The 25,943-nt window shown below is 29.9% G+C and carries 28 protein-coding genes and 11 tRNA genes; 31 read left to right on the top strand and 8 right to left on the bottom strand.

Annotated elements, in window-relative coordinates:
- Window positions 1-129: 129 nt before the first annotated feature.
- Genes DR024_RS17375 through DR024_RS17365 form a run of 3 tightly spaced genes read left to right on the top strand, consistent with a single transcriptional unit; the run spans window position 130 to window position 2,305 of the window.
- Window positions 130-894 (top strand): ParA family protein, encoded by a 765-nt coding sequence (locus DR024_RS17375; protein WP_027099027.1) that lies wholly within the window; start codon window positions 130-132, stop codon window positions 892-894.
- A gap of 13 nt (window positions 895-907) precedes the next feature.
- The gene (locus DR024_RS17370) at window positions 908-1,750 is read left to right on the top strand and encodes a ParB/RepB/Spo0J family partition protein (RefSeq protein WP_027099026.1); all 843 of its coding nucleotides are present in this window, start codon (window positions 908-910) and stop codon (window positions 1,748-1,750) included.
- Between the two features lie 39 nt (window positions 1,751-1,789).
- Window positions 1,790-2,305 (top strand): DUF4446 family protein, encoded by a 516-nt coding sequence (locus DR024_RS17365; protein ID WP_111919375.1) that lies wholly within the window; start codon window positions 1,790-1,792, stop codon window positions 2,303-2,305.
- A 27-nt stretch (window positions 2,306-2,332) separates the two neighbouring features.
- On the opposite strand, the gene yyaC is transcribed toward DR024_RS17365, so the two are convergent.
- Window positions 2,333-2,923, bottom strand: a complete 591-nt coding sequence (yyaC, locus tag DR024_RS17360) for a spore protease YyaC (protein WP_111919373.1) — start codon at window positions 2,921-2,923, stop codon at window positions 2,333-2,335.
- A gap of 54 nt (window positions 2,924-2,977) precedes the next feature.
- Window positions 2,978-4,123: an aminotransferase class V-fold PLP-dependent enzyme gene (locus tag DR024_RS17355; protein ID WP_065254779.1), complete on the bottom strand. Its 1,146-nt coding sequence runs from the start codon at window positions 4,121-4,123 to the stop codon at window positions 2,978-2,980.
- Window positions 4,124-4,273: 150 nt separating this feature from the next.
- Here DR024_RS17355 and DR024_RS17350 point away from each other — a divergent pair, with 150 nt between their 5' ends.
- The 12 genes from DR024_RS17350 to proC all read left to right on the top strand — a co-directional run bounded on the left by DR024_RS17350 (window position 4,274) and on the right by proC (window position 13,740).
- Entirely contained in the window at window positions 4,274-4,513 is a 240-nt protein-coding gene (locus DR024_RS17350; protein ID WP_027099022.1) for a putative Se/S carrier protein, read from the top strand.
- 11 nt (window positions 4,514-4,524) lie between these two features.
- Window positions 4,525-5,412: a mechanosensitive ion channel family protein gene (locus DR024_RS17345; protein WP_027099021.1), complete on the top strand. Its 888-nt coding sequence runs from the start codon at window positions 4,525-4,527 to the stop codon at window positions 5,410-5,412.
- Window positions 5,412-5,606, top strand: a complete 195-nt coding sequence (locus tag DR024_RS17340) for a DUF951 domain-containing protein (RefSeq protein ID WP_027099020.1) — start codon at window positions 5,412-5,414, stop codon at window positions 5,604-5,606. The genes DR024_RS17345 and DR024_RS17340 overlap by 1 nt, the downstream gene beginning before the upstream one ends.
- 98 nt (window positions 5,607-5,704) lie before the next feature.
- On the top strand, window positions 5,705-5,992 hold the full coding sequence (gene rpsF, locus DR024_RS17335) for a 30S ribosomal protein S6 (protein ID WP_027099019.1): 288 nt from the start codon (window positions 5,705-5,707) through the stop codon (window positions 5,990-5,992).
- A gap of 14 nt (window positions 5,993-6,006) precedes the next feature.
- A complete protein-coding gene (locus tag DR024_RS17330) occupies window positions 6,007-6,465 on the top strand; it encodes a single-stranded DNA-binding protein (RefSeq protein ID WP_027099018.1) in 459 nt (152 codons plus the stop codon).
- 26 nt (window positions 6,466-6,491) lie between these two features.
- Window positions 6,492-6,737, top strand: coding sequence for a 30S ribosomal protein S18 (gene rpsR / locus DR024_RS17325; RefSeq protein ID WP_027099017.1), 246 nt, complete (start codon window positions 6,492-6,494; stop codon window positions 6,735-6,737).
- Between the two features lie 179 nt (window positions 6,738-6,916).
- On the top strand, window positions 6,917-7,237 hold the full coding sequence (locus DR024_RS17320; protein WP_027099016.1) for a MazG-like family protein: 321 nt from the start codon (window positions 6,917-6,919) through the stop codon (window positions 7,235-7,237).
- A 27-nt stretch (window positions 7,238-7,264) separates the two neighbouring features.
- The gene (locus tag DR024_RS17315) at window positions 7,265-9,208 is read left to right on the top strand and encodes a DHH family phosphoesterase (protein WP_027099015.1); all 1,944 of its coding nucleotides are present in this window, start codon (window positions 7,265-7,267) and stop codon (window positions 9,206-9,208) included.
- 1 nt (window position 9,209) lies between these two features.
- Complete coding sequence (gene rplI, locus DR024_RS17310) at window positions 9,210-9,656, top strand: 50S ribosomal protein L9 (RefSeq protein ID WP_027099014.1); 447 nt, start codon at window positions 9,210-9,212, stop codon at window positions 9,654-9,656.
- Window positions 9,657-9,668: 12 nt separating this feature from the next.
- Window positions 9,669-11,564, top strand: a complete 1,896-nt coding sequence (lonC, locus tag DR024_RS17305) for a Lon family ATP-dependent protease (protein ID WP_027099013.1) — start codon at window positions 9,669-9,671, stop codon at window positions 11,562-11,564.
- 22 nt (window positions 11,565-11,586) lie between these two features.
- A complete protein-coding gene (locus DR024_RS17300; RefSeq protein WP_027099012.1) occupies window positions 11,587-12,921 on the top strand; it encodes a replicative DNA helicase in 1,335 nt (444 codons plus the stop codon).
- A gap of 18 nt (window positions 12,922-12,939) precedes the next feature.
- Entirely contained in the window at window positions 12,940-13,740 is an 801-nt protein-coding gene (proC, locus tag DR024_RS17295) for a pyrroline-5-carboxylate reductase (RefSeq protein WP_027099011.1), read from the top strand.
- 300 nt (window positions 13,741-14,040) lie between these two features.
- On the opposite strand, the gene DR024_RS17290 is transcribed toward proC, so the two are convergent.
- Window positions 14,041-15,213 (bottom strand): NAD(P)-dependent malic enzyme, encoded by a 1,173-nt coding sequence (locus DR024_RS17290; protein WP_027099010.1) that lies wholly within the window; start codon window positions 15,211-15,213, stop codon window positions 14,041-14,043.
- A 169-nt stretch (window positions 15,214-15,382) separates the two neighbouring features.
- Here DR024_RS17290 and DR024_RS17285 point away from each other — a divergent pair, with 169 nt between their 5' ends.
- The 3 genes from DR024_RS17285 to DR024_RS17275 all read left to right on the top strand — a co-directional run bounded on the left by DR024_RS17285 (window position 15,383) and on the right by DR024_RS17275 (window position 17,463).
- The gene (locus DR024_RS17285) at window positions 15,383-16,669 is read left to right on the top strand and encodes an adenylosuccinate synthase (protein ID WP_027099009.1); all 1,287 of its coding nucleotides are present in this window, start codon (window positions 15,383-15,385) and stop codon (window positions 16,667-16,669) included.
- An 89-nt stretch (window positions 16,670-16,758) separates the two neighbouring features.
- The gene (locus DR024_RS17280) at window positions 16,759-16,941 is read left to right on the top strand and encodes a DUF1858 domain-containing protein (RefSeq protein WP_027099008.1); all 183 of its coding nucleotides are present in this window, start codon (window positions 16,759-16,761) and stop codon (window positions 16,939-16,941) included.
- A gap of 114 nt (window positions 16,942-17,055) precedes the next feature.
- On the top strand, window positions 17,056-17,463 hold the full coding sequence (locus tag DR024_RS17275; protein ID WP_027099007.1) for a hypothetical protein: 408 nt from the start codon (window positions 17,056-17,058) through the stop codon (window positions 17,461-17,463).
- Here DR024_RS17275 and DR024_RS17270 read toward each other — a convergent pair.
- The gene (locus DR024_RS17270; RefSeq protein ID WP_027099006.1) at window positions 17,434-18,669 is read right to left on the bottom strand and encodes a BaiN/RdsA family NAD(P)/FAD-dependent oxidoreductase; all 1,236 of its coding nucleotides are present in this window, start codon (window positions 18,667-18,669) and stop codon (window positions 17,434-17,436) included. The genes DR024_RS17275 and DR024_RS17270 overlap by 30 nt on opposite strands.
- A gap of 94 nt (window positions 18,670-18,763) precedes the next feature.
- Between DR024_RS17270 and DR024_RS17265 the strand changes: the two genes are divergently transcribed.
- From DR024_RS17265 to DR024_RS17210, 12 genes are all read left to right on the top strand, one after another.
- Window positions 18,764-19,357: a hypothetical protein gene (locus tag DR024_RS17265; RefSeq protein ID WP_027099005.1), complete on the top strand. Its 594-nt coding sequence runs from the start codon at window positions 18,764-18,766 to the stop codon at window positions 19,355-19,357.
- 124 nt (window positions 19,358-19,481) lie between these two features.
- Window positions 19,482-19,556, top strand: a tRNA-Glu gene (locus tag DR024_RS17260).
- 9 nt (window positions 19,557-19,565) lie between these two features.
- Window positions 19,566-19,641 (top strand) — tRNA-Val (locus DR024_RS17255).
- A 7-nt stretch (window positions 19,642-19,648) separates the two neighbouring features.
- Window positions 19,649-19,725, top strand: a tRNA-Asp gene (locus DR024_RS17250).
- 32 nt (window positions 19,726-19,757) lie between these two features.
- Window positions 19,758-19,832 (top strand) — tRNA-Thr (locus DR024_RS17245).
- A gap of 6 nt (window positions 19,833-19,838) precedes the next feature.
- A tRNA-Glu gene (locus DR024_RS17240) sits at window positions 19,839-19,913 on the top strand.
- A gap of 9 nt (window positions 19,914-19,922) precedes the next feature.
- Window positions 19,923-19,998 (top strand) — tRNA-Val (locus tag DR024_RS17235).
- Between the two features lie 7 nt (window positions 19,999-20,005).
- A tRNA-Asp gene (locus DR024_RS17230) sits at window positions 20,006-20,082 on the top strand.
- Window positions 20,083-20,114: 32 nt separating this feature from the next.
- Window positions 20,115-20,189 (top strand) — tRNA-Thr (locus DR024_RS17225).
- Between the two features lie 6 nt (window positions 20,190-20,195).
- A tRNA-Glu gene (locus DR024_RS17220) sits at window positions 20,196-20,270 on the top strand.
- A 9-nt stretch (window positions 20,271-20,279) separates the two neighbouring features.
- Window positions 20,280-20,355, top strand: a tRNA-Val gene (locus DR024_RS17215).
- A gap of 8 nt (window positions 20,356-20,363) precedes the next feature.
- A tRNA-Asp gene (locus DR024_RS17210) sits at window positions 20,364-20,440 on the top strand.
- Between the two features lie 79 nt (window positions 20,441-20,519).
- On the opposite strand, the gene DR024_RS17205 is transcribed toward DR024_RS17210, so the two are convergent.
- Together DR024_RS17205 and DR024_RS17200 are read right to left on the bottom strand one after the other, a co-directional pair.
- The gene (locus DR024_RS17205; protein WP_027099004.1) at window positions 20,520-21,500 is read right to left on the bottom strand and encodes an ATP-binding protein; all 981 of its coding nucleotides are present in this window, start codon (window positions 21,498-21,500) and stop codon (window positions 20,520-20,522) included.
- Window positions 21,493-22,485, bottom strand: a complete 993-nt coding sequence (locus DR024_RS17200; protein WP_027099003.1) for a DnaD domain protein — start codon at window positions 22,483-22,485, stop codon at window positions 21,493-21,495. The genes DR024_RS17205 and DR024_RS17200 overlap by 8 nt, the downstream gene beginning before the upstream one ends.
- A gap of 164 nt (window positions 22,486-22,649) precedes the next feature.
- Here DR024_RS17200 and DR024_RS17195 point away from each other — a divergent pair, with 164 nt between their 5' ends.
- Window positions 22,650-23,843, top strand: coding sequence for a peptidoglycan DD-metalloendopeptidase family protein (locus tag DR024_RS17195; protein ID WP_027099002.1), 1,194 nt, complete (start codon window positions 22,650-22,652; stop codon window positions 23,841-23,843).
- On the opposite strand, the gene DR024_RS17190 is transcribed toward DR024_RS17195, so the two are convergent.
- A complete protein-coding gene (locus tag DR024_RS17190) occupies window positions 23,840-25,033 on the bottom strand; it encodes a S8 family peptidase (protein WP_027099001.1) in 1,194 nt (397 codons plus the stop codon). The genes DR024_RS17195 and DR024_RS17190 overlap by 4 nt on opposite strands.
- Before the next feature lie 93 nt (window positions 25,034-25,126).
- Window positions 25,127-25,942, bottom strand: a complete 816-nt coding sequence (locus tag DR024_RS17185) for an MBL fold metallo-hydrolase (protein WP_027099000.1) — start codon at window positions 25,940-25,942, stop codon at window positions 25,127-25,129.
- Between the last annotated feature and the right edge of the window lies 1 nt (window position 25,943).

Raw genomic sequence — 25,943 nt, 5'->3', positions numbered from 1 at the left:
TTTTAATAAGAGAACTCTTATTTTTTTAAATAGGAGTTCTTTTTATATAAAATTTCTTTTAATATTACATAATTAAATATATAATAATATTATGAAAGGGGGTGTAGGCTCTATAGATTAGAGCTTTATATGAAGGTAATATGTATTTTTAATCAAAAAGGTGGAGTAGGGAAAACAACGACAAACATTAATTTATGTGCATATTTAGCTATGGAAGGTTATAAAGTTTTAACCATAGATATAGATCCCCAAGGCAATACGACAAGTGGTCTAGGGTTAGATAAGAGAAACCTTGAGTTATCTATGTATGATGTATTGACGTCTGATACATCTCTAAAAGATGTTATTTTAAAGAGTGATCTAGTTCAAAATTTACATATAGCTCCTTCTACTATGGAATTAGCAGGAGCAGAAGTTGAGATGATTGAAAGAAATTATAGAGAAAAGATATTGATAGATAAGATATCAGAAGTAAAAGATAACTATGATTTTATTTTTATTGATTGTCCTCCTTCACTAGGAATATTAACTATAAATGCATTAACTGCAAGTAACTCGGTTTTAATTCCTATTCAATGTGAATTTTACGCATTAGAGGGTGTAGGTCAACTTATCAATACAATTCAACTAGTTAAAAAGTCATTAAATAAAAATCTTACAATTGAAGGTGTATTAATGACTATGTTTGATTTTAGAACTAATTTAAGTAATGAAGTCTATAAAGAAGTAGAAAAGTATTTTGGAGAAAAAGTTTTTAATATTACTATTCCTAGAAATATTAGATTAGCTGAAGCGCCTAGCTTTGGTCTGCCAATAATGTTGTATGATGAAAAGTGTAAAGGTGCAGAATCATATTTAAATTTTACAAAAGAGTTTTTAGAAAGGCAAAAGTAATAGGGTGGTGTAAATGAACAAAAAGTTTGCTTTAGGTAAGGGCCTAGGGGCTCTTATACCAGATGAAATTAATGAAGATAATGAAGGAAAGTTAATGATTTCATTAAATAAGATCAAGAGTAATATAGATCAACCTAGAAAGTCTTTCGATAATGAAAAGATAGCAGAGTTAGCTGAATCTATTAAAAACCATGGAATTATACAACCTTTAATTTTAAAAGAAAATGATGGCGGATATATAATAGTAGCAGGTGAAAGACGATGGAGAGCTGCTAAGATGGTTGGGCTTAAGGAAGTTCCTGCTATAGTAATGGATTTAACTGAAAAGCAAGTATTAGAAATTTCCTTAATTGAAAATATTCAAAGACAAGATTTAAATCCAATAGAAGAAGCTTTAGCTTATAAAAAATTATTATCAGATTTTGACTTAACTCAAGAAGAGTTAAGTAAAAGAATTGGTAAGTCAAGAACAGCTATTACTAATACAATAAGGTTAATTAACCTAGATAGTAGAGTACAACAATATGTTATTGATGGAATTATAAGTGAGGGTCATGGAAGAGCTTTATTATCGCTAGAAGATGGTGATTTACAATATATTTATTCTCAAAAAGTTATCGATGAGAAGTTATCTGTCAGAGAACTTGAAAAACTTATTAGAAATATTTCTTTAAAATCAGAGAGAAGTGAGAAGAAAGAAGAACTAAATCCTTATTATAAGGATGTTAGAGATAGATTACAGAATTACTTTGGAACGAAAGTTAATTTAAGTAGTAAGAAGAATAAAGGTAAGATAGAAATAGAATACTATTCAGAAGAAGATTTAGAAAGAATTTTAGATATTATCAACTTATAATGTTTCACGTGAAACATTATACTGAAAGGATGACATGGAGTGGAAAGTTTAATAAGTAGTATAAATGAATTTATACCTTATATAATAGGTGGAATGGGGATAATAATTTTATTATTATTCATATTAGTAATTATATTATTTAAGTCATTAGGTAAGCTTGAAAATAGATATAGAAAGTTTATGAGAGGAACTAACAATAAAAATTTAGAGGAGTTAATAATATCTCAATTAGATAAAATTGAAAGCGCAAATAGTAACTCTGAGAAAGTTTTAGAAAAGTGTGAATTTATTCTAACAAGAATGAAGGATTGCGTTCAAAAAGTTGCTATAATGAGATATAAGGCATTTGAGGATGTAGGAAGCGATTTGAGTTTTTCTGTTGCAATATTAGATGACAATAATGATGGAATAATACTAACAGGAATATATGGAAGAAATGAAAGTACTACATATGCAAAACCAATTGATAAAGGAATATCAAGATATGATTTATCAGAGGAAGAAATATGTGTTTTAAACGAAGCTATTAATAAATATAATACGAAAAAGAAATAAAATTGGACGAGTAAATCTCGTCCAATTTTATTTTGATACATCTTTTGATAGAAAGTCATTTGATTTTTTTCCACCTACACTTTTTAAAATAAAGTGATATATTCCATTTGCTATAGAATCAGCAAGTGCCATAACTGTATATAGTCTAGTGTTTTGTAAAACCATAAATTCAAAGCTACCTGATATGTTTACTATACCAGTTATGCTCATGTTACCAACAGATGGTAGATTTTTATTCAAAGCAGAGCCTGGAAGTAGAGGTTCTTTTTTTATAGCTATTTTACCTACATTTTGAAAGCTTCCTAGACATGCATCTACAGCTATTATAAAGGGATCTTCAAAGTTTTCTTGGATTCGTTGGAGAATTGTTTCAATATTTTTTGAATGAACAGGATTCTCCAAACTTCCATATATATAAAAATTTTTTCTTTTTAAAAATTGAAGTTTATATCCTATAAGCGGCCCAAGTGAATCACCAGTAGATCTATCAGTTCCTATACATAAAAAGATTATAGGTCTTTTATCTTTTATAATGGGTTTAAGTTCATTATATAAATAGTCTCTAATATTTTCATATGAATTTGGAGACAATGAATCTATATAAAAATCAGTATTCATAAAAAACCTCCTTTATTGGAATTATTTCCAAAGAGGAGGTTCAATATACATGTGTTAAATATTTATATTATTTAATATTGATAATGTATAATCAATTTCTTCTTCTGTATTAAAATAGCCAAGACTAAATCTTATAGTACCACCTGGATAAGATTCTATGGATTTATGAGCTAGAGGCGCACAATGAAGTCCTGAACGAGTTTTTATACCATTGCATTCTAAAAAGTATGAAACTTCAGCAGGGTCAAAGCTCTTATAATTAAAAGATATACAAGTTGTGTATTTAGAAAAATCAGTGTTTCCATATAATTTTATACCATCAATATTAAGCATACCTTCATAAAGTTTTGATCTTAGATAAAAGTTTTTAGAATAGATAGTTTCAAGACCTTCCTTATTTATAAAATCAATTGAATTAGATAAGCCTACTATTCCAGGTGAATTTAAAGTTCCACATTCAAATTTATCAGGTAAAAAGTTTGGTTGATTAAGAGAATGAGACAAGCTTCCTGTTCCTCCACTAAGGATTGAAGAACATTCATCATTTAATGAGTCATCAATAATAAATCCTCCAATTCCTTGTGGTCCTAATAAGCTTTTATGCCCAGTAAATGCAATGGCATTAGCATTACATCGTTGCATATCTACTTTTATCATTCCTGCAGTTTGAGCGGTATCTATTATAAAAAATATATTATTTTCTTTACATATAGCTCCGATTTCTTCGATATTTTGAATAGATCCAACAACGTTAGAAGCATGTGAAATTATTACTAATTTAGTATTCTTATTAATTTTATTCTTTATATCAATAGGATTTATAAAACCATCTTTTGATGAATTAACTAAATCAACATTAACGTTAAGTAAATTAGAACATTCAAATAATGGTCTTAAGACAGAGTTGTGTTCTAAAGTTGTTGAAATAACGTGGTCATTTTGTTTTAAGATACCTTTAATTAAAATGTTTAAAGAAGAAGTGATGTTATTAGTGAAAATTACATTCTCACTTTTATTATAATTAAAAAAATCTGCTATTTTTTCCCTAGTAAGAAGTATTAGCTTGTTAGATTCATAAGAATTTGAATAATTACCTCTACCAGAATTGCCACCAACATTAATTATATAATCATACATTGCATCTGCCATAACTTTAGGTTTTGGAAAAGATGTGCTTGCATTGTCTAAGTAAACTTCCATATAAACCACCTTCTAAAATAAGTTTAGTAATTTTTATAATATTATAAAATAATAAAAAAATAAATAACTACTAAATATTATACTAAACTTTATAAATTATAAAAATTATATATAATATTAATTAAAAGATAAAGTATAGTGGAGGTAAATATGAAATATTATATTATAGTATATAAAAATACACATGATGCAATGGAAGCAGAAAAGAATCTTACTAATGAAAATATTGAGTTTAGAGTAATGCCAACACCAACCTCAATAACTCAAAGTTGTGGAATGTGTACAAGAATTGAAAGTGAAGAGTTGTTAAGTAATGTGATAGAAAGAAAATTAGTAAATTATAAAAATATTTATATGAAGGATAAGGATGGATTTAAGTTTATGAAATAGGAGTTGATTAGATGTTTTCAGCACTTTTTAAGGTGAGTTTGGGAGATGGAAGTTTAGATATAGGAAAAGGTATATCTATCGATATGAGTGATATTGAAAATATAGTTAATAAAGGAATTAGAATAGTTATCATTATTCTATTAATGTATATAACTATAAAAATAGGTAACAGATTAATTAATAAATTTGTAAAAAAACAAATTGAAAGTAATGCACGGTTTTCTATGGATAACCAAAAAGCAAAAACTATAGGTGAAGTTTTAAAAAGTGTATTAAAATATATGACTTATTTTATAGGGGCAGCTTTAATACTTTCAGATGCATTTAATGGTATATCAGTAGCTATGGCAAGTGTTGGTGGTTTCGCACTTGGTTTTGGAGCACAGAGTCTAGTTAAGGATATAATTAATGGATTTTTTATATTGTTTGAAGATCAGTATGGAGTTGGAGATCATGTTACTATAGGAACTTTTTCAGGAATTGTGGAGACTATAGGAATAAGGACTACTGTTATTAGAGATTTTTCTGGAGATGTTCATTTGATTCCAAATGGTACTATAAATCAAGTTACAAATCATTCTAGAGGTAATATTAGATTTATTGTTGATGTTGATATTTCTTATGAAGAAGATATAGATAATGCTATTAATGTTATAACAAATGTATGTAATAAGTATAAAAATGAAAATGAAAATATAGTAGAGCCAATAGAAGTTTTAGGTGTGAATTCTCTTAATGCATCAAGTGTCACAATAAGAATAATAGGAAAGACAAAACCATTAAAGCAATGGGAAGCTGAAAGGGAACTAAGGAAGAGAGTAAAAAAGGTGTTAGATGAAGAAGGTATAGAAATACCATATCCAAAAACGCAATTAGTAAATAAGGAAGGGGATAAATAATGATAGAAACATTTAATCTTGGAGATATAGTAGAAATGAAAAAACAACATCCTTGTGGTAACCATAATTTTGAAATAATAAGATTAGGTGCAGATATAAAAATAAAATGTACTGGATGTGGAAGAATAATAATGTTATCTAGAAGTAAATTCGTAAAAGGTGCTAAGAAAATAATAGAAAGTGTAGAAAAATAAAAAAACTTGAAATTTTAAAAAATAAATGATAAAATAATAAATTGTAATCCCTGCTGTACAAAGTACAGCCGTTAGTCCGAGGGGAGGAGGTGAAATAGATGAGAAAGTACGAAACTATATTCATACTAAACCCATCTTTTGAAGAAGAAGCTGTAAAGGCTACTATTGAAAAGTTTAAGGGTGTTATTGAAAATGGTGGTGGAACTGTTGAAAATGTAGATTTCTGGGGTAAGAGAAAGCTTGCTTACGAAATTGCTAAGGTAAACGAAGGTTACTACACATTAATCAACTTTACTGCTAACACTGAATTACCAAGAGAATTAGACAGAATTTTTAGAATTACTGATGGAGTTATCAGACACATTATTGTTAAAGAAGAAGCTTAATAGGAGGTATTGTAATGAATAAGGTTATTCTTATTGGAAGACTTACAAAAGATCCTGAATTGAGATTTGCAGCTGGTAGCGGAATGGCTATAGGTAGATTTACTGTGGCTGTAAATAGACAATTCAAGAAAGATGAAACTGATTTTATTAATTGCGTTGCATTTGGTAAAACAGCAGAAACGATATCTCAATATCTTACGAAGGGTAGACAAATAGCTGTTACTGGAAGTATAAGAACAGGTAGCTATGATGCTCAAGATGGAACTAAAAGATATACTACAGATGTTGCTGTAGAAAGTTTTGAGTTCATTGGTTCTGGAAACGGAGCTAGAGATAATGCAGATTCATTTAACAATGGTGGATATGGAAATTCAAATTCTAATTATTCAGCTCAAGGAAATAACGATTCATTCGGTGACTTGAGTTTCAATGATGACATTACTCCAGTAGATGATGGAGATATGCCATTCTAAATTTCAAGGTAAGGAGGGAAACATAAATGAAAGATGTTAGAAGACCAAACGGTAAGATGAGAAGATCTAAAAGAAAAGTTTGTGCTTTTTGCGTAGATAAGGCTGAAAGCATCGATTATAAAGATGTTGCTAAGTTAAGAAAGTATGTTACAGAAAGAGGAAAGATTCTTCCAAGAAGAATATCTGGAACATGTGCTAAGCACCAAAGACAATTAACAGATGCGATAAAGAGATCTAGAAACATAGCATTATTACCATTCACAACTGAGTAATAGTGAACAGAAACCTCTGAGTAATATCAGAGGTTTTATTATTATTAAAGAAGCTTTAAGGCTTCTTTTTTGTTAAATGAAGGAATTAGTGAAAAATATGGTAAAAGCTATGAGCTAACCTTGAAATACTCCTTAAAAAAACATAAAATATATATACAAGGATAAAAGAGGTGAGTTCCATGAAATATAAAGAACTTAACATAATGGCAAATGTAAAGATAATAGAGAATTTAAAGGCTCAATTAATATGTATCATAGGAGAATTTTTTAGATTATTAACTAAAGGATCGAATGTTGCACAAAATGCAATTTTGGAGTGCATATCTGGGGCAATAATAATATTATATGTATTAGCAGAAAAGTTAGGATATTCATTTTCTGAAGTGGACAATATAATGAAAGAAAAATTAGAACTAGGAATTAGAGCGGAAGATGAAGTTGAAAAAGAGGGAAAGTGTTTAAGTAATTTAAAAAATTATATTGAAAAAAATAGAAAGTGATATCTTTGTTAGGAGGATAATTGGCTTATGAACAAATCTGAAATATTAAAGAGATATCTTAAGCCTATGACTTTAATTATAATATCTATTTTGTTCTGGTACTATGATTATAAGATGATAGGAGCAGCAGTATTTCTAATTTTTCTAATTAATAATTTTTATTTATTACAGATGTATTGGAGAAAAGATAATGATAAAAGAAAATTTATTGATGATATAAATAAATCAATATCAGATAACATGTGTAATATACCATTTCCTATTGTGCTTATCAATAATACAGGAGATATTGCCTGGAGTAATGAAAGGTTTAATGATATAGCAAAAAGGGAAGAATTATTAAATAAGAATATTTTAAGTGTTGCAAGAGGACTAAGTTTAGATAAAGTACTAGAAAATAAAGCAGATTCACATCAAAGATTAAAATATGATGGAAAAGTATATGATGTTCATAGTACAAAGCTAAATAATAACAGTGAAGAGTATTATCTTATTTATTTCAATGATATAAGCAATATTTTTGATTTAGAGAAGACAAAGGAAAGTATAGTTCATATAGAAGTTGATAACTTAAATGAAGCTTTAGATACTACTGAAGAAAATAGTAGACCCTTAGTTGTAGCAGAAGTAGAAAGATGTATAAATGCCTATGCTCATAAATTAAATGCAATGATAAAGAAGTATGATACTAATAAATATGTTTTATCAGTAAATGATAAAAGCGTTGAAAAAGAAATATCTAATAAATTCCCTATTTTAGAAGAAATTTCAAAAATAGATAAGGGTAATAAATTAGAGGTTACTTTGAGTATTGGTGTTGGTAGAGGGGGGATATCTCCTTTAGAAAATGATAATTTTGCTACCGTTGCAAAGGAATTAGCATTGGGTAGAGGTGGAGATCAAGTAGTAATTAAAGATAATGAGAATATAAAGATAATTGGTGGCAATACAAAAGAGATTGAAAAGAGAACAAGAGTTAGAGCTAGGGTAATATCTCATGCATTAAAAGAATTAATATATGAAAGTGAAAAGATATATATAATAGGACATAGGAATCCTGATATGGATTGCTTTGGTTCAGCTGTTGCGTTAGCATCTACAATAAGACAATTAGGAAAAGATTGTAGTATAATACTAGGAAATGATACTGTACCTATAAATTATTTTCTAGATAGATTAAAAAGAGATGTTAAATATAATGATTATTTTATATCTTTAGATGATGCTAATAGATATATAGATGATAATGATTTAGTTATAGTAGTTGATGTTCACAATAGAAGTTATGTTGAGAATATAGATTTTATAGAAAAAAGTAAGAGAAAGGTTATAATAGATCATCATAGGAGAAGTCCTGATATGATAGGAGGGGCTTTGCTAAATTATATAGAAGTTTACGCTTCTTCAACTTCAGAAATGATAACAGAAGTGATTCAATATATGTTGAAAGACCCAAAGCTTACTCAAACTGAGGCAGAGGGACTTTTAGCTGGAATATATATGGATACAAAAGGATTCTCCTTTAAAACAGGAGTAAGAACTTTTGAAGCAGCATCTTTTTTAAGGAATATTGGTGCAGATACAATAGAAGTTAAGAAGATGTTTACTGATAACCTAGAAGATTATTTACTAATTGCAGAAACTATAAAATCAGCTAAGGTAAATCCAAGTAATAATACTGCTATAGCAGTATGTCCTGATAATGTTGATACAGTAATAGTAGCTAAATCGGCTGATGAGATGTTAAATATATCTGGAATCTTAGCTGGTTTTGTTCTAGCTAAGATTAATGATGATATCTATATAAGTGGAAGGTCAGTTGGTGATATAAATGTTCAAGTTGTATTAGAAGAACTTGGAGGTGGAGGTCACATGAATATAGCAGGCACAAAGATGTCTGGATTAACAATAGAAGAAGTAATTGAAAAACTAGAAGAATCAATAAAAAAACATTTAAAGGTGGGTGAATAACATGCAAGTAATTTTATTACAAGATGTTAAGAAGTTAGGTAAAAAAGGTGATGTAATTAATACATCAGATGGATATGCAAGAAACTATTTATTTCCTAGGAAATTAGCTCAAGAGGCAACAGATTCAAATCTTCATATTTTAAATAATAAAAAGGAAAATGAAAGAAAACAAAAGTTAGCTGAGCTAGAAGCAGCTCAAAAGTTAGCATCAGAATTAAAAGATAAAGAAATAAAAATAACTGCTAAGACAGGTGAAAGTGGAAAGTTATTTGGTGCAATTACAAGTAAAGATGTTGCTGAATTAATAAAAACACAGTACAAGGTAGTAGTAGATAAGAAAAAAATAGTAATGGAAACAATAAAGGTTGCTGGAGGTTATACTATAGAAGTTAAGTTATATCCAGAAGTAACAACAAAGATGAAAGTTATTATTGTTCCACAACAATAAGGAGGAGTAATATTGAAGTTTCATGAGGAAGTAGACTTCTTAAAAGAAGTATTAAATGGTGACTTGACTCAGGAAGCTCAGATTAATGTATTATTTGAAATTTTAAATAATGTTTTAGATCAAGGAGCAGTAAGAGCAAGAACTGTAAAATATAAATTGCAAAAGTATGTTAATTCTCCAAATGTATGTGAGAGAGCATATGCATTAGAAATGATAGCTTCAGATGGAAAAGGTAGAGATACTATTCCATCTGAAGATGAAGTGGATAATACTATTGAAAATACAGTTGATTGGATTTCAGAAGAGTTGGCGCGTAAATATGTTCAGAGTCAAATTGAAGCTAAAGTAGAAAAAAATATAATGGATAAGCAAGAAAAGTATATAGATGAAGTACGTTTATCTGTTATTAAAAAGCAAAAGGGAAGTGAAAATTCTAAGACTAATAAAAAGTATGAAGAGTTAATTCACTTAGATGAAAAGAAAACAAATAAGAATATAATGAGTTTTCTTAGACCCGAAAATTTTAGTGAAGTAGTAGGTCAAGATAGAGCTATTAAATCATTAATATCAAAGCTTTCATCTCCATATCCACAGCATATAATCTTATATGGACCTCCAGGTGTAGGTAAGACAACGGCAGCTAGAATAGCATTAGAAGAGGCTAGAAGACTATCTTTTACTCCATTTGATGATGAATCAAAATTTGTAGAGGTAGATGGGACTACATTAAGGTGGGATCCAAGGGAAATAACAAATCCTTTGTTGGGTTCTGTACATGATCCTATATATCAAGGAAGTAAAAGAGATTTAGCTGATGTTGGAGTTCCTGAACCAAAGCCAGGATTAGTAACAGAGGCACATGGAGGAATATTATTTATAGATGAAATAGGAGAATTAGATAATATACTTCAAAATAAGTTACTTAAAGTATTAGAAGATAAAAGAGTAGAGTTTTCATCGTCTTATTATGATCCAGATGATGAAAATACTCCTAAGTATATAAAGTATTTATTTGATAAGGGTGCTCCAGCAGATTTTGTTTTAATAGGCGCAACAACAAGAGAACCTGGAGAATTAAATCCAGCCCTACGATCTAGATGTACTGAAGTATATTTTGAACCTCTATCATCTAGAGATATAGAACAAATTGTTTTAAATGCGTCTAATAAGTTAGGTGTTACTCTAGAGGATGGGGTAGCAGAATTAATAAGTAGATATACTATTGAAGGCAGAAAAGCTGTAAATATATTAACTGATGCATATGGTTTTGCTTTATATAGGAATAATTCGAATAGTACAGATAATATACAAATAACGCTTAATGACATAGAAGAAGTAATTTCTATAGGAAGATATGTACCATTTGAAAGAAACAAGGATGAAAAGGAATATGAGGTTGGACATATATATGGCCTTGGGGTAAGTGGATTCCTTGGTTCTACTTTAGAAATAGAGGCAGCAGTTTTTACTGCTAAGAAAAAGGGTGCAGGTACAGTTAGATTTAATGAAACGGCTGGATCAATGGCAAAAGACTCTGTGTATAATGCAGCATCAGTAATTAGAAAGTTTACAGATAAAGATATTAGAGATTATGATATACACGTAAATGTTGTTGGTGGAGGTAAAATAGATGGACCATCAGCAGGTGCAGCAATAACTATGTGTGTAATTAGTGCTCTATTAGATAAGCCTTTAAGACAAGATATTGCTTTAACAGGTGAAATATCCTTAAGAGGTAAAGTGAAGCCCGTAGGAGGAATATTTGAGAAAATATATGGAGCAAGAAGAAAAGAAATTAAGTTGGTTTTAGTTCCAAAGGATAATGAAAATGAGATTCCTAAGGGATTAAAAGATATAGAAGTAAGGGCAGTAGGCGATATAGAAGAATTATTGAGTATTGTATTTTAATAGTTAGGAGGAGAGTTATGTAATGGACGCTCCAGTTATGAGAAGTCTACCACAAAGTATTGAGGCAGAACAATCTGTAATAGGATCAATGATAATTGATAAAAGTGCTATTGCTCAAGTGGCAGAAAAGTTAACAGAAGACGATTTTTATAGAGATGGACATAAGATAATATATAAATCAATTTTTGAAATGTTTAAAAATGACATGGCTGTAGATTTAGTTACTCTTCTAGAGTATCTAAAATCTACAGATCAATTAGAAAAGGCTGGTGGGGTAACATATATAACAGAAGTTAGTTCTTCTGTCCCAACTACAGCTAATTTATCATCTTACATAAAAATAGTGGAAGAAAAATCTATATTAAGAAGGTTAATTAAAGCATCAACTGCAATTATAGAAGATAGTTATAATAAGCAGGGTGAAGTAGAAGGCGTTTTAGACCTTGCAGAGAAGAAAATATTTGATATAGCTGAAAAAAGGAGTACTAGTGACTTTGAAGCATTAAGTGATGTTCTTGAAAGAGGTTTTCTAGAAATAGAAAGACTTTTTAATAACAAGGGACAAATTACTGGTGTTCCTTCTGGATTTACTGATTTAGATGCAAAAACATCAGGATTTCAAAAGGGAGATATGGTTCTTATAGCAGCTAGACCATCTATGGGGAAAACTACATTTGCTTTAAATATTGCAGAAAACGCAGCATTAAGAGAGGGAAAGAGTGTAGTAATATTTTCTTTAGAAATGCCTAAGGAACAATTAGCATATAAGCTACTATGTTCTGAAGCAAATGTTGATATGCTTAAATTGAGAACTGGTAATCTTGATGATAAGGACTGGGAAAACATAGCTAGAGCTACAGGTCCTCTTTCAAAAGCTAAAATTTATATTGATGATACAGCAGGTGTAACTGTTATGGAGATGAGATCTAAGTGTAGAAGACTTAAGATGGAATATGGTATTGATCTTATTTTAATAGACTATCTTCAATTAATGTCAGGATCATCATCAGAAAATAGACAACAAGAAGTATCCGAAATATCAAGATCTATTAAGGCATTAGCTAAGGAAATGGAGTGTCCTGTAATAGCGTTATCACAGCTATCTCGTGCACCTGAACAAAGAGCTGATCATAGGCCTATGTTATCAGATTTAAGAGAATCAGGTTCAATAGAGCAGGATGCTGACCTTGTTATGTTTTTATATAGAGATGAGTATTACAATAAGGAAACAGAAGATAAGAATATGGCAGAATGTATAGTGGCTAAACACAGAAATGGTCCGGTTGGAACTGTAAAGATGGCATTCTTAGGAGCATTAAGTAAGTTTGGTGACTTAGATGTTATTCATAAAGACTAATTTAGTTGGGAGATATGTATTATGAAGAGGATTGGGTTTATAGGTTGTGGCAATATGGGAAGAGCTATGGTAGGAGGATTAATAAATTCAGGATTTTCAAATTCAAGTAATATTATTGTTTCTACTAGAACAGAAGAGTCTGCAAAATTAATACAAGAAAAATATAATGTTAATGTAACAACTAATAATGAAGATGTTATAAAAAATTCAGATGTAATTTTTCTTGCAGTTAAGCCTAATATGTATGCAAAAGTTATTGGTGAACTAAGAAGAGAATTATTGCAAGAAAAACTTATTATAACTATAGCAGCAGGAATAACTATAAGTGATATGGAAGCTTTAATTAGTGATAAAGCTAGAATTGTAAGAACAATGCCTAACACTCCTGCACTTGTAGGAGAAGGTATGTCAGCTATATGTACTAATAATAATGTTTTAGACGAAGAGTTAAAGTTAGTGATAGATATGTATAAAAGTTTTGGAGAATGCGTAGAACTTGAAGAAAAAGATTTTCATGGTTTTATAGCCTTATGCGGTTCCTCACCAGCATATGTATTTATATTTATTGAGGCTATGGCAGATGCAGCAGTAAAACTTGGCATACCAAGAAAAAAAGCATATAAAATGGCAGCACAAAGTGTATTAGGATCAGCAAAGATGATATTAGATACAGAACAACATCCTGGTGAATTAAAAGATATGGTATGTTCACCATCAGGAACAACAATAGATGCTGTAGTAGAGTTAGAAAAACAAGGATTTAGAAGTTCTATTATTGAAGCAATGATAAAATGTGCAGATAAATCTAAATCTATGTAAGTAAAGAGTAGGGCTATATCATAATAATTTATTATTTTGATATAGCCCTTTTTTATCTTTAAACAGAAACTTATTTTAAGTTTAGAGAGTCTTAACTTTTTTAAAATTATATTATAAATAACTTACGGATTATGATTGCATATAGATGTATTCTCTAAATATATAAAGAAATAAATATATGAACAAATAAATATAAAAATATATAAAGAAACAAACATATAAATATAAAAATATATAAATATGAAATAAAAAAAGTTAGCAATGGAGAAAACCTATTCTCTATTGCCAGCTTTACATTTTTTATATTTTATTTACTCCAGTTTTTATTGCAGCATTTTTTACTGCTTCAGCAACTAGATTTTGTACGTTTAAGTCGAAAGCTTTAGGAATAATATTATCTGGTCTTAATTCATCATCACTAATAGCATTAGCAATAGCATAGGCAGCTGCTACCTTCATCGCTTCATTTATTTCTCTTGCTCTAACATCTAATGCACCTCTAAATACACCAGGGAAAGCCAAAACATTATTTATTTGATTAGGATAATCTGATCTTCCTGTACCAACAACTAGTGCTCCCGCCTCAAGAGCATCCTCAGGAAAAATTTCAGGAGTAGGGTTAGCCATTGCAAACAATATAGAATCTTTATTCATTGAAGAAACCATTTCCTTAGAAACGATATTTGGAGCAGATACACCTATAAATATATCAGCACCTTTCATTGCAGTACTAAGAGAACCTGTTTCATTATTTGGATTTGTTATTTGTGCTAATTCTTTTAAAGCATCATTTTTTAAGTCAGCTTCCTTATGAATAATGCCATTAATATCGCACATAACAATATTTTTTACTCCAGATGATAATAGGAGCTTACAGATAGCAGTACCAGCAGAACCAGCACCATTAATTACAACTTTTAAGTTTTCCAACTTTTTATTAACTATCTTAAGGGCATTTATAATCCCTGATAAAACAACTATAGCAGTTCCGTGTTGATCATCATGAAAAACTGGAATATCTAATTTTTCCTTTAATCGTTGTTCAATTTCAAAACATCTTGGAGCAGATATGTCTTCAAGATTTATTCCGCCTAATGAAGGTGAAATTTTAACTATTGTATCGACAATCTCATCAACATCTTTTGTATCTAATACTATAGGAAATGCATCAACATCTCCAAATTCTTTAAATAGAATTGATTTTCCTTCCATTACAGGTAAAGAAGCTAGAGGACCAATATCACCTAAACCTAGTACTGCTGTACCATCAGATATTACAGCAACAGTATTCCACTTTCTAGTATATAGATAGGCTTTAGAGGGATCTTTATATATTTCTCTACATGGTTCAGCCACCCCTGGAGTATAAGCTAAACTAAGATCTTGTGAATCTTTAATTGGAGTTCTTGAACATATTTCAAGTTTACCTCTTTTTTCTTCATGAAATTTTAAAGCTTTTTCGTATATTGTCATATGAGCACCCCTTTTTATATATTAATTTCTAGAATAAGAAACTAAGTTTACTACTATTATTATACGAATTATAATATTAATTTGCAAAAAAATATTCGAGTGGATATTGACCTATGACAATCACTTTGTTAGTATGTAGGAGTAGATTTTACATAAGGAGGCAGTGTATATGTCAGCGTTTATTGTTTTAGGTGCCCAATGGGGCGATGAAGGAAAGGGTAAAATGACTGATTATCTAGCTGAAGAAGCAGATGTAGTCGTTAGATTCCAGGGAGGAAATAATGCAGGTCATACTGTAGAAGTAGGAGATAGACAATACAAGCTTCACTTAATACCTTCAGGTATATTATATGACAACAAGTTAAATGTAATAGGAAATGGTGTTGTAGTAGATCCTAAGGCCTTATTTGAAGAGATAGGATATTTAGAAAAAGAAGGTGTTAAGGTAACTCCAGAAAAGCTAATTATTAGTGATAGAGCTCACTTAATAATGCCATATCATAGAGTATTAGATATTTTAAAGGAAAAGGCTAGAGGGAAGAATGATATAGGAACTACTGGAAAAGGAATAGGTCCTTGTTATACAGATAAGTTTGAGAGATGTGGAATTAGAGTTTGTGATTTATTACATGAAGATGTATTTGAAGAAAAACTAAGAGAAAACATAAAAATGAAGAATGAATATATAACAAAGGTTCTTGGTGGAGAAGCTTTAGATGCAGAAGAGATATTAGTTCAATATAAACAATATGCAGAGAAAATAGGACCATTCGTAAAGGATACATCAGTAAAAGTTTATGATTCAATTAAAGAAGATAAAACAGTTCTTTTTGAAGGAGCTCAAGGTATGCTTTTAGATATAGATCATGGAACATATCCATATGTTACATCTTCAAATACAACAGCAGGTGGAGTAAGCAACGGAATTGGTGTTGGACCAAATATGATTAAAAATGCAGTAGGTATTACAAAAGCATATACTACAAGAGTTGGTAAGGGTCCTTTCCCAACTGAATTAGAAAATGAAACTGGTGAATGGATAAGAACAAAGGGACATGAATATGGAGTAACTACAGGTAGATCTAGAAGATGTGGTTGGCTTGACTTAGTTATAGTTAAGTCTGCAGTTAGAGTATCTGGCTTAACTTCATTGGCAGTTACTAAGATTGATACACTAGCAGGATTGGATAAGTTAAAGGTATGTGTAGGGTATAAATTTAATGGAGAAATAATAGATTATTTCCCAGCAAGCTTAGAGGATTTAGCTAAGTGTGAACCTGTATATGAAGAATTTGATGGATGGGATGATTCAGTAGCAGATGCAAGAAGTTATGATGAAATACCTGAAAATGCAAAGAAGTACCTTGAAAGAATTTCAGAGTTTACTGGAACAAGAATATCAATAGTATCAGTAGGACCAAAAAGAGATCAAACTATGAGAGTTGGAGAACTTTAATTCCGAGTACTTTACTTGACTTTATTTAGTGGATAAAATATAATTTTTTTATAATACTAAGTACTAGTAAGTATAAAGAGGTGATAAGTATGATAACTAAGGATATGACAATAGGTGAAGTTATAAAAGCTGATTCAAGTAAGGCAGAAGTTTTAATGAGCTTTGGAATGGGTTGCGTGGGTTGTCCATCAGCACAAGCTGAAACAATTGAGGAAGCTGCTATGGTACATGGAATAAACTTAAATGAATTAATGGAAGCATTAAATAAATAATTAAAAGAGCGGATATTTTTATATTCGCTCTTTTTTTATATATTGAAATATTTATATAAATATAAGTTTATTGATATGAATATAGATAAGTATATGAATTAATAGAGGGATAGGATGAATAAATTAGATAAGAATAAGGTAACGTTCTATTGTTTATTATTTGGAATTATGCTTGTGGGAGTTATATGTTTAACATTTGTTATAAAGAATTCTTTTATAACAGGAAAAAGAGTATGTAATGATTTAAGGGGCAAAGTTATATACATAAGAGATAAAGAATACATTTTAGATAATGAAGTGACTTTTAAATTCAATATAGAAAGTGTAAAAGAGATAGAGTCATATAAATTAAGGGAAATACAAGGTGTATTAACAATACAAGAAGATGAAATAGAATATGAAGTAAATATGAAAATAAAATATTTAAAATCAGAAGATAAGTGGGATATATTAAATATTATCTATGATAGTACAAACATAAAAGGGAATAGTTTAAACACTATTCCCTACAGTATAACCTGATGACCATGCCCATTGAAGATTAAATCCACCGCAATCACCATTAACATCTAGTACCTCTCCACAAAAGAATAAACCTGGTGTTATATTAGATTCTAGTGTTTTAGGATTAACTTCTTTTGTATTTATGCCACCTACAGTTAATTGGGCATTATTGAATCCATTAGTATCTATACATTTAAATCTCCATCCCTTAAATCTAGACAGTAATTCATTTTTATCTTTCCAATCCAAGTCATAGCAAGGAATATGAATATTATTTATTCCTGAATCCTTTAATATTATAGGTATGAGTTTTTTATTTATAATCCCAATAAAAGAATTAGAAATGGTTCTATGGCTAAACATGTATAAGTGTCCCTCTAAAAAATCTTTAGTTTCTTCAATAGATAAGTTAGGCATCATATCTACACTTAATTCAACATTTTGATTATTATCCAAGGCTCTAGAAGCTATAGCAGAAAGTTGTAATATTGGAGGCCCTGATATTCCATAATCGGTAAAGAGAACTTCACCAATATCTTCTCTAACTAATTTCCCATCAACATATATAGAGATTCTTCCATCAAACTTAATTCCAGATAATGCTTTTAGGTGTGGATAATCTAACTTTAACTGCACAATACCAGGTACTGTACTTGTGACAGAATGCCCTAAGTCTTTTGCTAATCTATATCCTGAACCATCTGAACCTGTTTTTGGAGCAGATTTTCCTCCACAAGCTAAAATAACTTTTTTGCATGTGAATAAAGTATATTCATCATTAGTTGTGGATAATTTAAAGTTTTTGTTTTTGTGGATAGTTTTTACTTTGCAATTTGTGAATAAAGGAATTTCCTTTTCCTCTATAGATAACCTTAAAAGATCTACTACAGATGAAGCCTGAAGAGAGGCTGGATATAATTTACCTTTTTCTAATTCAACTATAGGTAGACCTATAGATAAAAATAAGTTTCTAGTTTCTTCAACACTCAACTGATCTAAGCAATCTATATAGAAATCTTTATTAGAACTATGGTAAGTATCATAAGGAAAAGAAATTCTAGAGTTAGAAATATTACATCTACCATTACCAGTAGTTAAAATTTTTTTCCCTATTCTATCTGTTGCTTCTATAATTGCAACATCCTTTCCTAGATCTTTTGCAATTATTGCAGCCATTAAACCAGAAGCTCCACCACCAACAATAATAATATCGTGATATATCATAAAACTTATGTCTCCTTTTTAAAAATATAATTAAATTTTAACATAGTAATATTACCTATTAAAGAGAGGAATAATACCATAAGAGGTGATTATTTTGAAGGTTAAAGTTATTGCAGAGATTGAAGATAAGGATAGAGAATTTAAAGTAAGAAGAATGAATATAGATGAGATAATAGTTAATTATCCCACAGGTACTGGATTAAAGTCTTATAAGCATGATGAAGTTGAGTTAATTAGCGAGGGAGAGATAGATGATTTTTTAATAAACAACATTAATTTCCTAACTATAAAATTAAATAGGGGAATATCAATATTTTTCTATAAAGCTTTAAAAGACTCTTTAGAAAATGAGATGGATGAAAAATTAAATGATTTAAATGTTTTAAGAGATAGATATAAAGTTAATAAGAGAGGAATATGGGAAAAGGAACTAATTTGTGTAATAAATAACTCATTACCTATAAAAGTTATGGCATCAGGACAAAATTTTAAAAGAGACAACTATAGTATATTAATTACACCACTGGAAATACAAGGTTTTATGGAAGGGGCAAAAGAAGAAATAAATAAAATTAGAAAAGAAATAAAGCAAAAAGAAATTTTATTATCTAGATATGGAAAAGCCATAAATAATATTAAAAAAAGTGAGAAAAATGAAGCTATTTATCTCTTATCGGACACGGAATAATGCGAGGTTTAAGAAAAATAAAAAGAAATTTAAAAAAATGTGTTGACACATATAATGAATTTCTGTATTATAGTCTATGTGGTCAGCGCAGAACACATTAGCGAGGATCATAAGATAACAATTTGGCTCCTTGGTCAAGCGGTTAAGACACCACCCTTTCACGGTGGTAACAGGGGTTCGATTCCCCTAGGAGTCACCATTTTTATTTGGGCGCATAGCTCAGCTGGGAGAGCACCTGCCTTACAAGCAGGGGGTCACAGGTTCGATCCCTGTTGTGCCCACCATAAATGCGGCTCAGTAGCTCAGTTGGTTAGAGTGCTGGCCTGTCACGCCAGAGGTCGAGGGTTCGAGCCCCTTCTGAGTCGCCAATTTTAAAAAACAAATATTAAATGCTAATTATGCTGGCATGGCTCAACGGTAGAGCAGCTGACTTGTAATCAGCAGGTTGTAGGTTCGATTCCTATTGCCAGCTCCATTATTTGGCTCCTTGGTCAAGCGGTTAAGACACCACCCTTTCACGGTGGTAACAGGGGTTCGATTCCCCTAGGAGTCACCATTTTTATTTGGGCGCATAGCTCAGCTGGGAGAGCACCTGCCTTACAAGCAGGGGGTCACAGGTTCGATCCCTGTTGTGCCCACCATAAATGCGGCTCAGTAGCTCAGTTGGTTAGAGTGCTGGCCTGTCACGCCAGAGGTCGAGGGTTCGAGCCCCTTCTGAGTCGCCAATTTTAAAAAACAAATATTAAATGCTAATTATGCTGGCATGGCTCAACGGTAGAGCAGCTGACTTGTAATCAGCAGGTTGTAGGTTCGATTCCTATTGCCAGCTCCATTATTTGGCTCCTTGGTCAAGCGGTTAAGACACCACCCTTTCACGGTGGTAACAGGGGTTCGATTCCCCTAGGAGTCACCATTTTTATTTGGGCGCATAGCTCAGCTGGGAGAGCACCTGCCTTACAAGCAGGGGGTCACAGGTTCGATCCCTGTTGTGCCCACCAGATAATTTGGCTCAGTAGCTCAGTTGGTTAGAGTGCTGGCCTGTCACGCCAGAGGTCGAGGGTTCGAGCCCCTTCTGAGTCGCCAAATTAAAACATCAACATTAGTTGATGTTTTTTGTTTTTATAAAAAAAGGTTTATAAAAAAGGTAATGTAGATTTTTACATTACCTTTTATTTTTTAAATTTAACTTTATTCTAATGTCATCTGAATAAAACTTGAAAAGTTTAAAATCACCTAATAGTCTAGAGTAAATTCTTTCACTATATATATTTGTTATATTAGGAAGTGAAAGGTTGGTTGAAATAAGCATCTTTTTATTTCTTAATAGTTTTCTGTTAATAAGATTAAAAAGTTCTGTTATTGAAAAATCACTCTTAGATTCGGCACCAAGATCATCAATAATAAGTAAATCACATTCAATTAAGAGTTCTTCTAATTTAGCATTATTATTAAACTTTATATCTCTTAAATCTCTTATAAGTTCTTCTGAAGTTTTATATACTACTAAAAAGCCTAGGTCTAATAGCTCTTTAGCTATACAATAAGATAAATAAGACTTTCCGCTTCCAGGGTTACCATAAAAAAGTAGATTAGTATTTGAATTATTGAAGTTTGGCAAATATTCAGAAGTAACATAGGATACAATATTATCCATATTTTTTCTGGGAGAAAATTTATCATCACTTACCTTATGCATTGAAAATAAATTAAGATCAAAATTATCAAAGTTCTTTTCTTTTAGAGTATCCTCAAGTAAAGAATTTTGATAATATAATTTTATTAGTTTTGGTTTATAGCATGAACACTTATTAATACCTATAAAGCCTGTATCTTGACATTTATTACACCTATATTTTAAGGTCAAATAGTCAGGGTCATATCCTTTAGATACTAACATTTCACATTTTTTTACTCTTAAATCTGTAATTTCATTTCTAAACTTTTTTATAGTTTCATCTGCATCCTTAGACTTAAGTATAGCCATAGATAATTGAAGCGAACGTTTTTGAATTAAGTTATCTATATCCATTATTTCAGGATACAAATTACGAATTTCGTTTCTTCTAAGTTCTAAGTTTTTAGATTCTTCATCACGTATCTTTTCATAAACGGCCATAATTTTTGCTTGATATCCGTTAATCATCAACATCCCATCCTAACAATTTCTTTTCTAAAGAGTCATAATCATATGATCTTGGTTCAAAGTTATTAAAACCTGAGGCTTTTAAGTTTTTTTGATAATTAGTAGATGAGTTTTTATAATTATTTTTATGTTGTTTATCTTTAATTGCAACATCATCTAGGGTTTTTATATTGTCATTAAACCATTTGCTAAGTATGCCATCAATATATTTAAAGTCAGCTCTATTAAGTCTTTGAAAACAAATGTCACAAGCTTTCTTTATTAATTGAATGTCAAATTTATATACATTAATCCATTTATTCAAAAGCTCTTCCTGAGGCTTCATAATTTCTGAATTGTTAATGCCTAGGTAATTTAGTATTTGTCTTATCTTAACCCACTTATCTTCTGTCTGCTTTATATGACTTTGGGCTTTTTCAATAGTTTTTATACCCATATCATTCCAAGCCAGAGCAACCTTTTCTATATACCTGTAATCAACTTTACCTTTTGATGCACAATATTCAATAAGTATTAGGATAAGTTCTGAGGTAAAAGAAAAATCTTTTTGCCATCCTAAATATATTTCCATCTCTTTTGTTGAAAGTGGTCTACAAAGTATTCTTTCTATATCTCTTAACATATCGTTAGTTTCTGTGTTATTTAGTGCATCTAATAGGTTAACATCTGGTGAAGTACTACTTAAGTCATTATCTAGTGGTACAAATTCTATACTGAAGTTATTCATTTTATCTACAGGAACAAATTTTATTACACCTTGGTCATTCCAATAATTTAATGCGTTCATTACATCAGATTCTAACAGGTTTAAGGAAGATGCTAGTATTGAACTATTTACTCCAGGCTCATTAGAAAAGTTATACTTTAATAGAAGTAAATAAACCTTAACAAATTCTCCTCTAGCAAATGGCATATATTTTTCAATAAAAACATTGCTAATAGGTGTAAAGGTACATGCGTTATTTTTCAATATAAAAGTACTCATTCTAACATTCCTCCTTTCAAAATTAGTATTTTATAAACATCATATTTAATAATTATAACAAAGGAGAGGAGGGATAACAACTTATCTAAATAGATATATAATGTATAAATTAATAGATTATGGGAAAAGTAATTGATGTGTTTTTGGAAGTGAAGGGATGATGTATGGATATAAGATTACAAACTAAATTTATATTATGTTGTTTAATAAGCAGTATAATATTAATTATTATTAACTTATTAGGTTTGAACAGTGATAATATATATAAATTATATATTAATAATCAAGAAGTAGAGTGTTATGGAGAAATAGAAGAGTTATCAATTCAATGTAATGAAGTTAAGAATAGTATAAATGATATTATTATAGATAAAGAGGATAAAAACGATATTACATATAAGAAAGTAAAATATGATGAAGTAAAAGGAACTGATAAAGATTTAAGAGATTCTATAATATCTTCTATAAATTCAGAAGCTGTTCTAACTAAAGTTTATTTAGGGGATCAATATTATGGATTAGTTCTAAATGAACAAGAGGGTAAGGAGGTTTTAAGAAGAATAGGAGAGATATTTATAGATGAAAGTAAAATAGATAGAGATAAAATTATATCTGTAGATGTAAAAGCTAACTTAAGATATGAAAAGGAAAATGAAAGAATTAGAAATGTGAAACCTATAGAAGAAATAGCTAGAAATATTATAAAAAGTGATAAGTTTAATAATCTAGTATTTGTAGATATATTATGTAGAGAAGAAAGAGTTGATAGCATAGATGTATCAACAAAAGTAGTAAATAGAGATGATATGTATTTAGGGGAAGTCTATGTAGAGGAGGGGGAGGAAGGAATCAAAAGTGTTGTATCTAACGTAGTTTACAGAAATGGATTAAAAGTAAATGAGGAAATAATAGAGCAAGATATAATAAAAGATAGTATAGATAAAGTTGTATATAAGGGGACTAAGAGCCCAATAAAAGAAGATGTAGCATTTTTAAGAATGCCAACTAGAGGTGGATATGTAACATCAAACTTTGGACCAAGATGGGGAAGTACACATAGTGGTATGGATATAGCAGGAGAAATTGGAGATCCAGTTTGTTCAGCTCTTGATGGAAAAGTTAAGGAATGTAGGTATGATGGTAGCTATGGAAATAAGATATTGATACAACATGAAGATGGAATAGAAACTATATATGGACATTTAAGCAAGTTTGAAGTAAAGGTTGGAGATGAAATTAAAAAAGGTCAGTTAATAGGTAGGGTTGGAAGTACAGGAAGAAGCACAGGACCACATTTACATTTTGAGGTTAGAGTAAATGGTAGTCCTGTGGATCCTAAAAAGTATCTAGTTAATTAATCTAATAACTTATAAAGATTTATAGTTCCTTCTCCTACCTGCTTTTTAGGTAGTTCTCCTAATTCGCAGGATAGCTTTAATAGCGAACACAAATCTTTAAAGGATAAGTTTGGATTCTTTTCGTATAAAAGTGCACATATTCCAGAAATATAGGCCGTGGATATAGATGTGCCAGAAAATGATTTATATAATACATCTAATTTTTTAGGATATATTTTAAATCCCTCTTTTTCAGATAAATAGGATGTATCTGAATTTAGAGATACTATATCAACACATGCAGCACTTAGATTAGGTTTTGAAAGATTTTTAAAGGGACCTGAAGATGAGTATAAGTAAGGTTTTAATGAGTTATTAGTATCTATTCCACCAACAGTTAAACAATTATCTAAGGTTGCAATTCCCATAATAGAAAAATCTTCATTTAAACTACTGCCACTAGGTACAATTGGGGCAACATTATTTTCAATTGCTTTATTAAAGGTATCCTTAAAAGCATTGATTATAAATATATTGTGGTTTTGTAATTCAAAAGGTAAACATAGAATTTTTATATTTTTTTCTTTAGATGTTTTTATTAATGACTCAATTGCATAGAGAACTGTAGATGAAAATCCTTTTCCACACTTATCAAAAGCTTTATAGCAATATATATCAGAACGTGGCGCTATTCCCTTATACATATTATTAGATGTTATTCCACTACTTGCAATTATACCAGCGGTGCATGTACCGTGACCATTATCATCATAGGGATATTGGAAATTATTGATTAAGTCAGTAAAGCTGGATATCCTATTAGATGGAGAAAGTAAGTCTGGATGAGGATATATTCCACTATCAACAATACCAATACCAATACCCTTTCCAGATAGAGAAACTTTTTCTGAAATATAAACTTTATTAGCAGTGGAGACACTCATTCCACATAAATGTAAGTATTCATCAAAACTTATATATTTAACTTCAGGATATTCTGAAATACGTTCTATAGACCTACTATCTAATTTAGCACAAACTATATTTGAATATTCTAATATATATATAAGTTCTCCTCTATATGAGGAGATTTTTTTTGCAATTTCTTTTGTGAAGTTTTTACATTTGATTAGAACTCTATATTTTCTATAAACTTTATTTTCCATGTAATACTTTAGGTTAGAGTCTATCTTACTTCTAAATGAAAACATAAAATACTCCTATAAATTCTTTCACTTATATAGTATAAAGATTAGGGCAATTTTGTTAATACAACTAAAAAAAGCAGTTATTATAAAAACTGCTTAAAATTTATATGTTTGACCTATATTTAGAATTTTAATTCTTTCATCATTAAAATTAACAAGTGTATCATGTGTTTCATTGAAATCTTCTAATGATATCTTAAAGGTCTTATAATGAATAGGAATCATAGCATTACATTTCATCATGCTAAACATTTTGTAGCTTTCCTCTGGAGTACAGTGCATATATGAAAATCTATCTGGTTTATAACAACCTACAGGCATAATAGCAACATCACACTCTAAGTTGTCAAAATCATTAGTAAAAGCTGTATCTCCAGCAAAAAATACCTTCTTTTTATTTCTTTCTATAAGATAGGAATTACTTTCATCGTCTATTCCTATATAAAATCTACGACCATCATGATTAGCTTTTATAGCTGTAATTTTTATATTTTCATCTTCATATATTTCTGTATCTCGAAGCATTATAACATTTTTAAATCCTAATAATTTCATTAATCGTCTATATCCTTTAGGAACTATAATAGTAATATTTTTATCTAACTTTCTTAAGGAAGAGAAGTTAGTGTGATCCATATGTCCGTGAGATAGTAGAATATAATCTATTTTTTGATCATCAAGGCTACTAGGGCGGTTAGCAATTCTTTTAAAGAATCCTAAAGTATTATTTAAAACTGGATCAGTAAGTATTATGATATCTGATAAATTTATCAATGCAGTAGCATGACCATACCAATGTACTGAATCGGTTTTCAATGCTTCATTAGAAATATCATTTCTTTGATTAAAGTATTCCTTTATATTGGTTGCTGTTAGTATGGATAAAAATTTAATATTACTAAATATATTCATT

The sequence above is a fragment of the Clostridium paraputrificum genome (assembly GCF_900447045.1).
In the GTDB taxonomy this organism is placed as follows: Bacteria; Bacillota; Clostridia; order Clostridiales; family Clostridiaceae; genus Clostridium; species Clostridium paraputrificum.
This window is presented reverse-complemented; position numbering and strand designations above follow the sequence as displayed.